Here is a 14,942-nt window from a genome sequence, read left to right as displayed (position 1 = left end):
CGCCTCAGTCCTCCCGGTCCAGCTCGCGCCGCAGCTCCGCGACGATCTCCCCGAACTCCGGCTGCGACTCCACACCGGCCGACCGCGGCCGGGGCAGTCCCACCGGCACGATCGACCGGATCCGTCCGGGGCGGGGCGTCAGCAGCACCACCCGGTCGGCGAGGAACACCGCCTCCGGGATCGAGTGCGTCACGAACACCACGGTCGCCCCGGACACCGCGTGGATCTGCTGCAGCTCCAGGTTCATCCGGTCCCTGGTCAGCGCGTCCAGCGCGCCGAACGGCTCGTCCATCAGCAGCACCGACGGGTCGCAGGCCAGCGCCCGCGCGATCGCCGCCCGCTGCCGCATCCCGCCGGAGAGCTCGCGTGGGTAGGAGTCCTCGAACCCGGACAGCCCGACCGTCGCGCACAGCTCCAGCGCGCGGGCCCGCCGGGCCGCACGTCCGGCCCCGCGCAGCTTCAGCGGGAGGCCCACGTTCTCGGCGACGGTGAACCACGGGAACAGGTTCGCCTCCTGGAAGACCAGGCCGAACTCGGCGAACACGGCGTCGTCGCGGCGACCGGCCACCCACGCCGGGCGGCCGCCCGCCTCGACGGTGCCGGCCGAGGGCGCCAGCAGGCCGGACAGGATGCGCAGCAGCGTCGTCTTCCCGCAGCCCGACCGGCCGACCAGCGACACGAACTCGCCGCGGCCGACGTCGAGGTCGATCCCGGACAGCGCGTGCACCTCGCCGCGGCGGGTCGGGTAGATCTTGTCCACTCCGGACACCCGGATCCCGACCGCCCGGGACGCGAGGTCCCCCGCCGCACGCGGTGCCGTCTCCTGCGTCATGTCCCTCTCCTCCTCGGGGCGAGCGCTCCCGGTGGTGGTCACGGTGTGGCCTCCGCCGCGGCGACGGAGCCGTCCAGCCAGTCGGCCGGGTCCAGGCCGGCCGGGAGCTGACCGATCCCGGCGATCTCGTCGTAGGTCGCCTGCCAGCGCTGCGGGGAGATCCCCGTGGGCCCGTCGCCGGCGTTGTAGGACTCGACGTAGGCGGACAGCGCGGCCGTCGCCACCTGCGGGTCGGCCAGCGCGGGCACCTGGTACGCGGAGCCGATCAGCCGCATGGTCTCGGCGAACCCGTTCGCCTCGTCCTCGGTGATGAAGCGGGTGGCGTCGGCGATCGCGGCCAGGTAGCGGCGCAGCTTGTCCTTCTCGGCCGGGTCGTCCAGCATCGCGGCGGACGTCGCGTACACCTGGGAGCCGGCGGAGATCGCGTCGTTCGGGTCGTAGACGACGGCCTCGGGCCGGGTGGCGTCGAGCACCATCGCGGTGTCGAGGGAGACGATGAAGGCGTCCACCCGGCCGGCCTGCACCAGCTCGAAGACGCCCGGGCTGAGCCCGACGACCTGCCGGCGGACGTCCTCGGCCGGGATCCCGGCCGAGCCCGCGACCAGGTCCAGGGTGATGGAGCTGGTGCCGCCCTCGGACGGCGTGCCGACCAGCTTCCCGGCGAAGTCGGAAGCCGCGGTGACCGGCGCGCGCTCCGCGGAGATCATCCGGATCGGGCCGCGGTGCACCACCGAGCCGATCGCGACCAGCGGCGCACCCCGCTCCCCCGCCGCGACCATCGTCTCGATGTCGCCGATCCGGGAGATCTCGGCGGATCCGGCCAGCAGCGTCTGGATGGCGGGCGCGGAGCCCTGGGTGGCCTCGAAGTTCACCTCCAGCCCGTGCTCGGCGAAGTGGCCGTTCGTGTCGGCGACCATCTCGGCCGCGTAGCCGAGCGACTCCATCGGCAGGATGTTCAGGAAGGTGATCTCATCAGGGCCGTCGGCGCCCCCGTCGCCGCCGGACCCGCCGCAGCCGGCGAGCACCAGCCCCGCGGCGAGCAGCGCGGCGGCCAGCCGGCCGGTGGTGGTGCGTGCCATCGGGGTACCTCCGTGGGTGGTGGGGAGCGTCATCCGGGGACCGTCCGGTTCAGCAGCTCGACGGTCCCGGCGGTCGCGTCCAGCCGGATCAGGTCGCCGGTGCGCAGCAGCCGGACCGGGTCACCGTCCGGGTCGGCGAGTGCCGGGACCCGGGTGACGACGGCGCCGAGCGCGGCCTTCGTGGTGGTGACGGTGAAGATCATCCCGAGCGGCCCGGTGCCGAGCAGCCGGGTCGTCTGGAAGAAGCCGGACCAGCCCGAGGAGCCCTTCGCCCCGGGGAACACCAGGATCCGGCCGGTGAAGCACACCCCGGCCAGCGGATGCCGGGCCTCGATGATCGTGCCGGTCGCCGGATCGATGCCGCCCCAGCCGGAGATCGTGTCGGCCGACACCAGCGCCTCGCCCTCGACGACGCCGGGCACCACGGTCCGCCCGCGCAGCACCGTCCGCGCCGCGCTCACCGCAGCTCACCCCGCCAGCGGCCGGTGACGGCGGCGTCCACGCACTCGGCGGTGCTGCCGAACCAGGCCTCGATCCCGAGGATCGCGGGCAGGTAGTGGGCCTGCTTGGCGGAGTCGGTCGCGAACACCCGGGTGCCCTCCGGCGCGGCCCGCGACATCGCCGGGCAGGAGTCGGTGAGCACCCGCCCGCCGGCGCGTTCGATCACCGCGGTGTAGCCGGACCGCTCGGCGACGGCGGCCAGCGCACGCGGCGCCATGATCCACAGCTCGGTGCCCGGGTGCAGCCGGCGGCCGTCGAGCGCGCGGGCGGCGTCGCGGATCTGGTCCAGCGAGGCGTGCGGGCAGCCGAGCAGCACGAAGTCGACGTCCTCGCTGCCGCCCTGGTCGTTGAGCCGCTCGTAGGTCGCCCGGCGTTCCGCTGCGCCGTAGACGATCGGCTCCGGGACGCCCGCACCGCCGAACGCGGCCCCGGTGGTCGGCGCCTCCGGGGTGACGCCCGGTACGTGGTACATCTCCACCCCGCCGGACGACGCCGCGGCCGCCCCGAAGTGCTTGAGATCGGTCAGGTCGGGCAGCGCGTGGTCCCCGGTGACGACCGGCCGGGCCTCCTGCACCGCGTCGCCGGTGAAGTACCCGAGCAGGCCCCAGTCCAGGAACGTCGCGACCGGGGTGTCCACCCGGACCAGGTGGGTGCCGCGCCGGTGCTCGTCGTGGTGGTTGCCCCAGCAGGGCACCCGGCCGGTGAGGCTCGCCGCGCCGGTCGACGCGGTGCCCTCGCAGTTGGTGCGCGCGCCCAGCACCGCGTTCGCGTAGACCACCGCGGACGACTCCATCCACGCGCAGTGCTCGCCGCGCACCGGCAGGTTCCCCACCTGGTACGGGGTGCAGGTGGCGAGCACCGAGACGCCGCGCCCGCCGTAGAACACCTCGGCGTCGCTCTGCAGCGCGACGAACTCCGCCGGGTACGGCACGACGCCCGCCGAGTCCGGCCCGAACCCCTGCTGCAGCTGGCAGGTCGGGACCGCCATCGGCGGGATCGGCAGTGTCTCGTCGGCGTCCAGGTTGATCACCGAGAACGCCCGGTCCCAGCCACCCTCGGCGACCAGCCGGGCCTTCAGCGGCGACGGCTGGGTGGTCGTCCCGGCGACGTTGCGCACCGTGCACAGCCGCTCGGCGGCCAGCGCGGCCGCGTACCGGATCAGCAGGTCCATCGCCGCGGCGACGGCCGGGCCGTCCGCGCCGTCACGCATCCTGCGCTCGTCGTCGGTGAGGATCACGCCGCACCTGCCGCGGTGGGTTCGCTCGTGCTGGGACTGGGCATCGTTGCCGGTCTCCTCGTGGTGGGACGGTGGGGCCGGATCAGTCGTCGACGTTCTCCCGGATGCGGCCGGTGAGCTCGGCGGCGTCCACGTCGTGCACGCTGCCGTCCGGGCCCGCCAGGTCGAGTGCGTGCGCGGCGGCGTGCCCCATCGCCGCGCACGGCCCCATCACCCGCACGCTGGACAGCGCCGCCGCGTCGCCGTCGACGCAGCGGCCCGCGGCGAGCACGTTCGACGCGTCCGGCGGGGTCATCGAGCGCAGCGGCACGTAGTGCAGGTGGTCGGGGCCGAAGGTCTCCCAGACGTAGCCGTCCGGGGTGTCGTGCAGCTCGATCGGCCAGGCGGTGCGGGCGACCGAGTCCGGGAAGCGGGTGCCCGCCCGCACCTCGTCCACGGTCAGCTGGTGGGCCGCGGCCAGCCAGCGGGTCTGCCGCCGCCCGGGCAGGCCGTAGGAGCGCACCGTGGCCTTGCCGAACACCTCCGGGAACTCGGCCCGCAGGAACCCGACGACCCGGTCGGCCTGCGCCTTGCCCTCCAGCTGCGCGTCGGCCGCCGCGACCGGGTCCAGCGGCGCCTCGATGTGGGTCATGTTGAGCACCGCGGTCCCCCGCCCGGGGAAGTAGAACGCCAGGCCGTCGCGGCGCCGCAGCCCGTACTCGGCGGCCTTCGCCGCGACCCGCCCGGCGAGCTCGGCGGGCTCGGGTGCGGCGTCGGTGTCCAGGTGTTCGACGACGAGCTGCTGGCTGCCGTAGATCTCGCGTTCCGGCAGCCGGCAGGCCAGCCCGGCCGACCAGCACAGCGCGGCGTCCCCGCTGGCGTCGACGAAGCCGGACGCGCGGACCTCGACCGAGCCGTACCGGGTGGCGAACCGGGCGGCCTGCAGCCGGTCGCCGTCCCGCTCGACCCCGGTGAGGGTGGCGTTGGTGAGCACCCGGATGCCGTGCTCGCGGACGGTGTCCTCCACCCAGCGGCCGAGCCGGACCTCGTCGTAGCCGACCGTCACCGTGTGCCCGACCCGGTAGAACAGGTCGCCGGCGGCCTCCAGGTCGGTGAAGATCCCGTCCAGGATCCCGTGGGTCAGCCTGCGGTGCTCCGGCGCGTTCCCGAACGCCCCGCAGAACAGCCCGATCAGCGAGTTGACCATCTGCCCGCCGAGCACCGGCGCGGCGTCGACCAGCACCACCCGCCGGCCCAGCCGGGCCGACTCGACGGCTGCCGACAGTCCGGCGATGCCGGAGCCGACCACGCAGACGTCGGTGGTCACGGCGTGCTCCGCCGGATCGCCGGCGCGGACCGGGGCGTCCCGGACGACGGTGCGCACCGGCAGGTCGGTCAGCGGATGAGGCATGGCTCACACGCTAGGCACGGCACGCGGGGCTCCGGAAATAGAGCTTCCGCCTGCGGATCATCGACCGGACGAATAGTTCCTGCTCAGCGGGGCGTCCCGACGTCTGCCGCGATCTCGACGACGACGTCGCGGAGCCAGCGGTGGGCCGGGTCGGCGTCGAGATCGGTGTGCCACCAGAGCCGCTCGGCGATCGGTCCCGGCTCGCCGGGGCAGTCCAGCACGGCCAGCCCGAGCCGGTCGGCGACCTGGCGGGCGAGCCGCTCCTGCAGCAGTGCCACCCGGTCGGTGCCGGCCACCAGGTAGGGCACCGACAGGTAGCTCTCGACCCGGACCCGGATGTCCGGTTCGAGCCCGAGCCGGTTCAGCTGCCGGGTCATCGGCGCGGCGGCGGACATGCCCCGGTCCGGCGCGAACGGCACCACCCACGGCATCGCGGCGAGCTCGTCGAGGGTGAGCTCGCCGGCCGCGGCGCTGGGGTGGCCGCGGTCGACGACGCACACCCAGCGGTCCGAGAACAGCCCGGTGGAGTGCAGCTCGGGCCGCTCGAACCGGACCGCGTGCGGGGCGATCATGCCGTCGATCAGCCGGATGGTCTCCCCGATGTCGGCGGAGAACGACTCGCGCACCAGGCGCAGGCGCAGCTCCACCCCGGGCGCCCGGGCGGCCAGCGCCGAGGACAGGGCCGGGCCGAGCACGGCGACCGTGTAGTCGGCGACGAGCAGGGTGAAGCCGCGCCGGGCCGTCGCCGGGTCGAACCGGTGCCCGGTGTCGAACAGCCGCTCCGCCGCCGAGCAGACGCCCTCGACCTGGTCGACCAGCTGGGACGCGAGCGGGGTGAGCACGTAGCCGCCGGGGCGGCGGGCGAGCAGCTCGTCGTCGAAGTGCCTGCGCAGCCGGGACAGCGCGGCGCTGGCGGCGGGCTGCGAGATCCCGATCCGGGCGGCGGCGCGGGTGACGTTGCGCTCGCGCAGCAGCTCACGGAGCGAGACGAGCAGGTTCAGGTCGAGATTGGCGAGCCGGGCGGTCGGGGCGCTGATCCGGGGGCTCGGGTCCACGAACCGCGGACGCTATCCGCGGCCGCTCGGAGCGTCAATCAGCCTGACATTTCGCGGGCCGGGAACCCCCGGCCGGCGCGGCGCACCGGGGCCGCCGCCGGCGGTCAGCCGGCGCGGCGACCGGTCCACTGCGGTTCGACGCCGGCCCAGTCCAGCTCCCAGGCGCGGGCGAATCGGCCCGCGGTCCAGCGGAAGGCGAGGAACCCGGCGCCCAGCACGAGCACCCCCCACAGCAGGACGGTCATGAAACCGGCGCCGAAACCGACCGTGACGGCGTCCTCCGCGGTGGCCGGTGGCGTGGTCAGCGTCCCGCCGGGGCCGACCCAGACGGTGATCCGGTCGCCGACCTCGTGCAGGCCGGGGGTGGACGTCCGGTCGGTCCGCTCGGTCCCGTCCGGCGCGGTCCACCGGACGGTCACGGCCTGCATCCCGGCCTGCAGGTCGCCGATCGGCGCGGCCCGCTCGGTGATCACAGCCTCGGTCGCCGCCCGCTCCGAGTGCTCCGCGGCGCCGCGCTCGGCGACGGCCCCGTACGCCGCCGTCCCGACCAGCCAGGCCAGCACCAGGCCGATCGCGACCAGCAGGCCCAGACCGACCGAGAGCAGGTCCTCCCAGCGGGCGGCGCTGCGCCGCAGCCGGTCGGCCGGGCCGGGCGCCGGGCGCGCCCCGGACCGCCCGTGGTCGTCCGCTGTACGCATCGCTTCTCCTCGCCGGGATCTCCTGGTCCGCCGGTCCGTCACGACCCACGGTGGTGGCCGGTGCACCGAGAAGTACCCGCGATGCGCTGCCACGACAGCCGGTCGGGACGAGGATCACTGGTGAAACGGTGCACAGCGGATCGGGTCAGCCCGCCGGTGCCGCGGCCGCCGGCCGGTCGGCGGCCGGATCCGCACCGGCCGCGGCGGGGGTCAGCACGACGACCGGGCAGCGGGCGTGCTGCAGGCAGGCGGCGCTGACCGAGCCGAGCAGCATCCGGCCGAGCCGTCCGCGGCCGTGGCTGCCGACGACGAGCATCGCGGCGGCGTCGGCAGCCCGGCACAGCTCGGCGGCCACCGGCCCCTCCCGGAGCTCGGCGACGACCGGACCGCCGGCCACGTCGGCGGCCAGCGCGGCCCGTTCCGCGGACCGCAGCCCGGCGAGCGGCGCGTCCACCGGCAGCGGCGCCGGGTCCCAGACCCGGACCGCCCGGACCGTCCGCCCGGTCCGGGCCGCCTCGGCCACCGCCCAGCGCAGCGCGGCCCGGCCGGAGGCCGACCCGTCGACGCCGACCACCACCGGGCCGGTGCCGCCGGGCGCGGCGCCGGGGGCGGTCCGCGGGTGCGGCAGGTCGGTGACGGCCGTGCGGGTCTCGGCGGGCACGAAACCGCCGCCGGTGCCGGGCGGGACGGGCGCGACCAGCACCGGGATCCCGGCGTGCTCGACGACCGCCGACGCCGTGCTCCCGAGCAGGTCGGCCCGCCCGGTCGAGCGGGCCCCGAGCACCAGCAGGTCGCAGCCGTCCGCGCCCTCGACCAGCGCGACCGCCACCGCCCGCCCGATCCGCCCGGGCACGGCGGGCGGGGCCGGGACGATCACCCGGCGCACGACGGCGGGATCGTCCGGGCCGGGTGCGTCGCCGACCGTGACGGTCACGACGGGACGGCCGGGCAGCACCCGGTGCACCAGTGCGAGTGCCGCGTGGGCGCCGGGCGAGCCGTCCCAGCCGACGGCGATCTCGTTCCCGGCCCGCGCGCGCGGACGCCGCCCGCCGTCGTCGTCGTCGTCGCCGTTCATGGCGCTCCCGTCCGTGTGGTTCCCGGCCACCGTGGCCGGTCCGGCGGCGCGGCACAGCGGCCCGACGGCCCGTGCGGCGCGGGACCTCCGGCCCGCGCCGGACGGCCCGGGCCGTTCCGCCCTGGCCGGGCGGCACCGGTGCGCGCAGGCTGAGCGCACCACCAGCCACCGGGAGGACACCATGACCGCATCCACCAGCTCCGGCACCGTCGTCGTCGACTACTCCGGCGTGCGGATCGGCATCGCCGACGAGCGCGGCGAGGTCCGCGACTTCGGCGGCGTCCGGATCGGCTCGGTCGGCGGGGACGGCGTCGTCCGCGATCCCGGGAACGTCGTGCTCGGCCACGTCGAGGGCCGCTGAGTCGAGGGCCACTGAGTCGAGGGCCACTGAGTCGAGGGCCGCTGATCCGGCGCACCGCAACGGGACCGGCAACGGAACGGGCCCCGGGGGATGTCCCCCGGGGCCCGGCCGTGTGGTGGGAGCGTCAGCTCGTGCTCGCCGCCCGCCGCGGCAGCACCCAGTTCGGCCGCGGGAAGTGGCAGGTGTAGCCGTACGGGTACTTCTGCAGGTAGTCCTGGTGCTCCGGCTCGGCCTCCCAGAAGTCGCCGGCCGGCTCGACGTCGGTGCTCGCCCGCCCGGGCCACAGCCCGGAGGCGTCGACGTCGGCGATCGTGTCCAGGGCGACCCGGCGCTGCTCGTCGTCGGTGTAGAAGATCGCCGAGCGGTAGCTGCGGCCGATGTCGTTGCCCTGCCGGTCCTTCGTCGACGGGTCGTGGATCTGGAAGAAGAACTCCAGGATCTCCCGGTAGCTGATCTGCTCCGGGTCGAAGACGATCTCGACGGCCTCGGCGTGGTCGCCGTGCCGGCGGTACGTCGCGTTCGGCGTGTTCGGGTCGCCGGAGTAGCCGACCCGGGTGGAGACGACGCCCGGCCGCTTGCGGAGCAGCTCCTGCACTCCCCAGAAGCAGCCGCCTGCCAGGATCGCGGTCTCGGTCATCTCACGGCCTCCTGTCTCGGGTTCGCCCCGTACAACAGTACGTCCGCACCGGATGTTCCGTCGCGCACGACCGCGGGGGACCTTCGCCCCTGGGTGCGGCGCACCGGCCGACGGACGCTGGGTGCGGCGACCCGCGATCCTCCTCCGGGCCGGGTCGCCCGGGCCGGCCCGCCTCCGTCGAGCCACCGCCCCCGACCCGGCGCGGGGCGGGCCGGCCCGACAGGACACCTCCCAGCTCACGCACAGCGCCGGGTGCCATGATCGGCCGGTCGCACAGCACCCGGGGGACGTCGATGGCAACCGGCACGGTAGGCACGTCGCAGGAGCGCGGTCTCAGCGCCGCACAGGTCGCCGAGCAGCGCCGAGCCGGGCGGGTCAACTCCCCGGTGACCGGCGGCTCGCGCAGCTACACCTCGATCCTGCGGACGAACGTCTTCTCGTTCTACAACTCGATCCTGTTCTCGATCGGCGCGATCCTGCTGGTACTGGGCCGGTACAACGACGCGCTGATCAGCGTCGGCCTCGGCCTGATCAACGCGGTGGTGGGCGCGGTCCAGGAGGCGAGGGCGAAGCGCCAGCTCGACAACCTGCAGCTGCTCGACGAGGCCGACGTCGCCGTCGTCCGGGACGGTGACGAGATCCGGATCCCGGCCACCGACGTCGTCGCGGGCGACATCCTGGTGGTCCGGGCGGGTGACCAGATCGTCGTCGACGGGCCGGTGCTGGCCGGGCACGCGGAGGCCGACGAGTCGCTGCTGACCGGTGAGTCCGAGCCGGTCCCGAAGGCGGTCGGTGACGTGCTGCGCTCCGGCAGCCACTGCATCGCCGGGGAGGCGCGGCAGCGGGCCGACGGCGTCGGCGCCGACTCCTACGCGGGCCGGCTCACCCTGGACGCCCGCCGCGCCACCACCGACGCCACCCCGCTGCAGCGCCGGATCGACTTCGTGGTCCGCCTGACGATGGCGCTGGTCGTGCTGATGAGCGGCGCGATCCTGGCGCAGGCGTTCCTGGAGGGCTTCTCGCTGCTGCGGGTCGTCCAGATCACCGCGGTGCTGTCCGGGCTGGTGCCCTACGGCCTGTTCTTCCTGATCGCGGTCGCCTACACCCGCGGTGCCGCCCGGATCGCCGGGCAGGGGGCGCTGGTGCAGCAGGTGAACGCCGTCGAGTCGGTGACCCACGTCGACGTCGTGTGCACCGACAAGACCGGCACGCTCACCACCGGGGCGCTGCGCCTCGAGGAGCTCGCACCGCTCGGCCCGGCCGATCCGGAGCAGCCGCTGGCCCGGTTCGCGGCGGCGGTCTCCGATCCGAACCTCACCTCGGCCGCGCTGGCCGGGGCGCTCCCGGGGAGCCCGTGGGAGCTGCGCGACGAGATCGCGTTCACCTCGTCGCTGCGCTGGTCGGGGCAGGTCACCGAGGACGGCGCCTGGGTGCTCGGCGCGCCCGGCGCGCTGGCCCCGCAGCTGGAGACCGCGCTGCCCGCGGACGCGGTGACCGCCCGCACCGGGCGCGGCCTGCGCGTGCTGCTGTTCGCCCGCGCCGCCGACCCGGGTGCCGGGTTGCGGGCCGCCGACGGGCGCCCGTCGCTGCCCCGGCTGGAGCCGGTCGCGCTGGTCGCGCTGGCCGACGAGCTGCGTCCCGAGGTCGTCGACAGCATCGCCCGGTTCCGGGAGAACGGGGTGCGGGTCGCGGTGCTGTCCGGGGACGATCCGCGCACGGTGGCCGCGCTGGCCGTGCAGGCCGGTCTCGAACCGGGCGAGCCGGTCGCCGGGCCGGAGCTCGACGAGCTCGACGACGCCGGACTGGAGCGTCTGGTCGCCCGCACGTCGGTGTTCGGCCGCGTCGCCCCCGAGCAGAAGGAGCGGATCGTCGCCGCGCTGCGCCGCCGCGGCAGCTACGTGGCGATGCTCGGCGACGGCGTGAACGACGCCCGCGCGCTGAAGGGCGCCCACGTGGGCGTCGCGATGCGCAGCGGATCGCCGGTCACCCGCGACGTCGCCGACATCGTGCTGGTCGACGACTCGTTCTCGGCACTGCTGCCGGCCCGCGCCGAGGGCAGGCGGATCATCGACGGCATCGCGCTGTCAATGTACGTGTTCCTGTCCCGGGTCGCCACCCAGGGCCTGGTCATCCTCGCCGTCACCATGCTCGGGCTCGGCTTCCCCTACTCGCCGACCCAGGTCGGGCTGACCCTGCTGACGGTGGGGGTGCCGACGTTCTTCCTGACCATGTGGGCGAAACCCGACGAGCCGGACCCGAACCTGCTCGGCAGCCTGGGCCGGTTCGTCATCCCGGCCGCCGTCGTCACCGCCGGGATCGGCACCGTCGTCTACACCGCGCTCTACCAGCAGATCCTCAAGGGCTTCAGCAGCGGCCGGACGCCGGCCCAGGTGCTGGCGGAGTTCCAGAGCTACACCGGGCTCACCTACGGCGAGGACACCGGCTTCGCCGAGGCGGCCGCCACCATCGGCGCCCAGACCGGGCTGTCGACGTTCATCGGCCTCGCCTCGTTCGGGCTCATCCTGTTCCTGCGGCCGCCGCACCGGTTCCTGGCGGCCTGGACCCGCCCGGTCACCGACCGGCGACCGGCCTGGCTGGTGCTCGCGCTGACCGTCGTGTTCGCCGGGGTGCTGTTCACCCCGGCGCTGTCGTCGTACTTCGGGTTGACCGGGGCCGCGTGGCCGGTGTTCCTGGTGGTGCTCCCGGCGCTGGCGTCCTGGTTCGTGGTGCTGTGGGTGACCTACCGGTTCCGGCTGATGGACCGGGTGCTGGGGATCGACCGGCTCCCCGGGCGGCGCTGACCGGGGCCGGCCCGGCGCGGTCCGGGCGACCGCGGCCGGGAGCCGTGCGCGCGGCGACCGGGTCCTAGCCGGATCAGCCGTCGGTGCCCGGGCGCGCCTTCCCGGCCGCTCCGGCGGTGTCCCCGTCGTCCGGTTCCCCGGCCGAGCCGTTCCGGCCCGCCGCGTCCCCGGCGGGCCCCTCGGCAGACCCGTCCTCGGCGGACCCGTCAGCAGGCCCGTCAGCAGGCCCGTCAGCAGCGCCGTTCTCGGTGGACCCGTCAGCAGCGCCGCCAGCAGCACTGCCAGCGGACTCACCGGCAGCCCCGTCGGCGGACTCGGCAGCAGCGCCGAGCGCGGGGCGTTCGGCGGCCCCGACCGCAGCAGCACCGTCGGTGGACCCAGCGGCGTGCTCGGCGGTGTGCTCGGCGAAGCGCTGGTCGTGCCGGTCGATCTGCTCCCCCAGGTAGCGCAGCATCACGGCGGCGACGGCGGCGACCGGCACGGCGAGGAACGCCCCGGCGATGCCGCCGAGCGAGCCGCCCGCGGTCACCGCGAGCAGCACGACCGCGCCGTGCAGCTTGAGGCTCTGCCCCTGCAGGAAGGGCTGCAGCACGTTGCCCTCGACCTGCTGCACCACGATGATCAGGATCAGCACCAGCACCGCGGTGGTGAAGCCCTGGGTGACCAGGGCGATCAGCACGGCGAGCGCGCCGGCGACGAACGCACCGACGATCGGGATGAACCCGCCGAGGAAGGTCAGGATCGCCAGCGGCAGCGCCAGCGGCACGCTCAGCAGCACCAGCCCGATGCCGATGAACACGGCGTCGATCAGGCTGACCAGCGCCTGCACCCGGATGAACCCGCCGAGCACCGCCCACATCCGGGACAGCACCTCGGTCAGGTGCCCGCCCGCGGTGCGGCCGGTGATCGAGGTGAGCCAGGGCAGGAAGCGCGGGCCGTCCTTGACGAAGAAGAACGTCAGGACCAGCGCGAGCACGATCGCCAGCAGACCGGACGCGATCGTCGAGACGCCGGTGAGCACGCCGCCGGCGATCGCGCTGGCGCTCTGCTGCAGCTGCGTGGTGACCTGGGCGACGAGATCGCCGATCTGGCCCTCGCCGAGGTTGAGCGGCGGCCCGGAGATCCACTCCTGGATCTGCGCCAGGCCGGCGATCACGCCGTCGACGATCTGCTGGGACTGTCCGACGACCGACGGCGCGATCGCGACGAACAGCCCGGTGATCGCGCCGATCCCGACCAGCAGCACGATGATCGACGCCAGCGCCGGCGGCACCTTGTGCCGGATCAGCCAGGCGGCCGGCGGGCGCAGCACCGTGGTGAGCAGGATGGCCAGCAGCACCGGCCAGGCGACCACCCAGAAGCTGCCGATCACGTAGCCGATGAGCACGAACCCGACCGCGATCAGCGCGAGCCGCAGGCTCCAGGCCGCCATCCAGGTCAGGCCGTTGCCGATCAGCGTCCCGCGGCTGGCGAAGGCGGTCACCGGGGCCGGGCTCAGCACCGATCCTCCCGCCGGGTCCCTGCGCGGGGAGAGCTGCCCCGTCCCCCGGACGGCCGGTTGCGACCGCGACTCCATCTTCCCCACCCCGTTCGTACCGGGCCCGGTCCTGCCGGGCGCTGTGCGGCGCAACCTTAACGGCGCCGGGACGCGTCCGCCGGAAGCGCGCCGGGACGGTCCGGACACACCACGGCCGCCCCCGGACCGGGATCCGGGGGCGGCCGGGACGTGCGGCGCTACCGCAGGGCCGCGTAGAGGGCGCCCTCGAAGTTCCCGTAGAGGGTGAGCGCGCCCTCCTCGATGAAGGGCAGCGAGTTGGTGTAGATCGAGGCGCAGACGCCGGTGCTGCGGTCGACCCAGAAGTGGGTGTTGAACAGCCCCGCCCAGGCCCCGGTGCCGGCCCGGCGGGCACCCGGGACGTCGGCGGTGTTGAGCAGCAGCCCGTAGCCCCACTTGAACCCGGGGCCGGGCGCGAAGGTCGCGGTGATCGGCGGGTCGGCGGTCGGGATCTCGGCCGGGAAGTCGAGGTCGCCGATCTGGTTGGTGAACGCGGCGTCCACCGTCTCCTGGGACAGGATCCGCTCGCCGTCCAGCTCGCCGCCGCGCAGCAGGGCGCGCTCGAACCGGATGTAGTCGCGCGGGGTGGAGTAGAGGCCGTGGCCGCCCGCCCACCACTCCGGTTCCTGCGGGAGCAGCTCCCCCGCCGACGCCCAGCCGCCGCCCTCGGCCGGGACGTGCACGGTCACGGCGTTGGCCTTGCGGCCGTCGTCGAGCAGGAACATCGTGTCGTTCATCCCGAGCGGGCCGGTGACGCCCTCCTTGACCAGCACGTCCAGGCCCTTGCCGGTGACCTTCTCGACGACCCGGCCGAGCCAGTCGGTGTTGATGCCGTACTCGAAGGTGGTGCCCGGGTCGGCGAGCAGCGGGGCGCCGAACGCCCCGGCGCCGCCGAGCACGTTGGGCGTCCCGGTGACCTGCTCGAAGCGCGCGAGCTTCTCGTTGAAGAACCAGTAGCCCAGGCCGCTGGTGTGGGTGATGAGGTTCTTCACCGTCGCCCGGGCCCCGGCCGGCCGCAGCTTCGGGGTGTCGCCGTCGACGCTCTCCAGCACCTGCAGGTCGGCGAACTCGGGCAGGTAGGTGTCGACCGGGGCGTCGAGCTCCAGCGCGCCCCGCTCCACCTGCTGCAGCGCCACCGTGGTGGCGATGATCTTGGTCATCGACATGATCCGGAACTGGGTTCCGGTGTCGACGTCGCCGGGTTCGCCGACCGTCCGCGGGCCGGCGCCGCCCTCGTAGATGATCCCGTCCCGGTCGGCCGCGATCGCGGCCACGTGCGGCACCGCGCCGTCCTGCACGGCGGTCTGCAGCAGCTGGTCGATCGCGCTTCCGTCGATCTTGTTCGCCATCCGGTCCTCCACGACCCTCGCAGTGACGTCGAGCCCTCGATGTGACGTGAGCCACGGGCCTTCCCGGCGCCATCCTGTCGGATCCGGTCGCGGCCCGACCCCCTCCAACGGGTGGGCCGGTCGCCGCCGAACGCCGTGGCAGGAATTGGTGGACCGCTGTCCTTCCTGCCTCTGTCCGCTCCCGCGGGCCGGGCGGATCCTGGTCATCGGCGGGTTGCAGGACGCACCGCCGCAGGGAGAACCGTACGGAGGTAGTCCTGTGTGGATCCAGATCCTGATGCTCGCGACCGTCGTCGTCGGCTCCGCCGCGACCTTCCGTGAGGTGCTGCGCGGCCGGCCGCGCCGGCTCCGGACCCGGCACGCCTACGACAC

Annotated in this window: 13 protein-coding genes; 2 read left to right on the top strand and 11 right to left on the bottom strand. The window is 74.8% G+C overall.

Annotation, left to right across the window (positions count from 1 at the left end; translation table 11 throughout):
- Positions 1-4: 4 nt before the first annotated feature.
- From ABD160_RS00885 to ABD160_RS00850, 8 genes are all read right to left on the bottom strand, one after another.
- Positions 5-832, bottom strand: a complete 828-nt coding sequence (locus ABD160_RS00885; RefSeq protein WP_344017572.1) for an ABC transporter ATP-binding protein — start codon at positions 830-832, stop codon at positions 5-7.
- 38 nt (positions 833-870) lie between these two features.
- Complete coding sequence (locus tag ABD160_RS00880) at positions 871-1,911, bottom strand: ABC transporter substrate-binding protein (protein ID WP_344017571.1); 1,041 nt, start codon at positions 1,909-1,911, stop codon at positions 871-873.
- Between the two features lie 29 nt (positions 1,912-1,940).
- Complete coding sequence (locus tag ABD160_RS00875; protein WP_344017570.1) at positions 1,941-2,372, bottom strand: aconitase X swivel domain-containing protein; 432 nt, start codon at positions 2,370-2,372, stop codon at positions 1,941-1,943.
- Entirely contained in the window at positions 2,369-3,649 is a 1,281-nt protein-coding gene (locus ABD160_RS00870; protein ID WP_344017568.1) for an aconitase X, read from the bottom strand. The genes ABD160_RS00875 and ABD160_RS00870 overlap by 4 nt, the downstream gene beginning before the upstream one ends.
- Before the next feature lie 82 nt (positions 3,650-3,731).
- Positions 3,732-5,039, bottom strand: a complete 1,308-nt coding sequence (locus ABD160_RS00865) for an FAD-dependent oxidoreductase (RefSeq protein WP_344017567.1) — start codon at positions 5,037-5,039, stop codon at positions 3,732-3,734.
- 83 nt (positions 5,040-5,122) lie between these two features.
- Positions 5,123-6,094 (bottom strand): LysR family transcriptional regulator, encoded by a 972-nt coding sequence (locus ABD160_RS00860; RefSeq protein ID WP_344017566.1) that lies wholly within the window; start codon positions 6,092-6,094, stop codon positions 5,123-5,125.
- A 104-nt stretch (positions 6,095-6,198) separates the two neighbouring features.
- The gene (locus tag ABD160_RS00855) at positions 6,199-6,792 is read right to left on the bottom strand and encodes an Rv1733c family protein (RefSeq protein ID WP_344017565.1); all 594 of its coding nucleotides are present in this window, start codon (positions 6,790-6,792) and stop codon (positions 6,199-6,201) included.
- Between the two features lie 145 nt (positions 6,793-6,937).
- Positions 6,938-7,867 (bottom strand): universal stress protein, encoded by a 930-nt coding sequence (locus ABD160_RS00850; RefSeq protein ID WP_344017564.1) that lies wholly within the window; start codon positions 7,865-7,867, stop codon positions 6,938-6,940.
- A gap of 181 nt (positions 7,868-8,048) precedes the next feature.
- Between ABD160_RS00850 and ABD160_RS00845 the strand changes: the two genes are divergently transcribed.
- Entirely contained in the window at positions 8,049-8,228 is a 180-nt protein-coding gene (locus ABD160_RS00845) for a hypothetical protein (protein WP_344017563.1), read from the top strand.
- A 124-nt stretch (positions 8,229-8,352) separates the two neighbouring features.
- Here the strand turns inward: ABD160_RS00845 and msrA are convergent, their stop codons facing one another.
- The gene (gene msrA, locus ABD160_RS00840) at positions 8,353-8,865 is read right to left on the bottom strand and encodes a peptide-methionine (S)-S-oxide reductase MsrA (RefSeq protein WP_344017562.1); all 513 of its coding nucleotides are present in this window, start codon (positions 8,863-8,865) and stop codon (positions 8,353-8,355) included.
- Positions 8,866-9,158: 293 nt separating this feature from the next.
- Here msrA and ABD160_RS00835 point away from each other — a divergent pair, with 293 nt between their 5' ends.
- Positions 9,159-11,666, top strand: a complete 2,508-nt coding sequence (locus ABD160_RS00835) for an HAD-IC family P-type ATPase (protein ID WP_344017560.1) — start codon at positions 9,159-9,161, stop codon at positions 11,664-11,666.
- Between the two features lie 73 nt (positions 11,667-11,739).
- Here the strand turns inward: ABD160_RS00835 and ABD160_RS00830 are convergent, their stop codons facing one another.
- Positions 11,740-13,167 (bottom strand): AI-2E family transporter, encoded by a 1,428-nt coding sequence (locus ABD160_RS00830; RefSeq protein WP_344017559.1) that lies wholly within the window; start codon positions 13,165-13,167, stop codon positions 11,740-11,742.
- 233 nt (positions 13,168-13,400) lie between these two features.
- Complete coding sequence (locus tag ABD160_RS00825) at positions 13,401-14,570, bottom strand: serine hydrolase domain-containing protein (protein WP_344017558.1); 1,170 nt, start codon at positions 14,568-14,570, stop codon at positions 13,401-13,403.
- Positions 14,571-14,942: the final 372 nt, after the last annotated feature.

It is taken from the genome of Pseudonocardia kongjuensis, assembly GCF_039526905.1.
In the GTDB taxonomy this organism is placed as follows: domain Bacteria; phylum Actinomycetota; class Actinomycetes; order Mycobacteriales; family Pseudonocardiaceae; genus Pseudonocardia; species Pseudonocardia kongjuensis.
The sequence above is the reverse complement of the archived record's forward strand: the minus strand, read 5'-3'. Positions and strand labels throughout refer to the sequence as shown.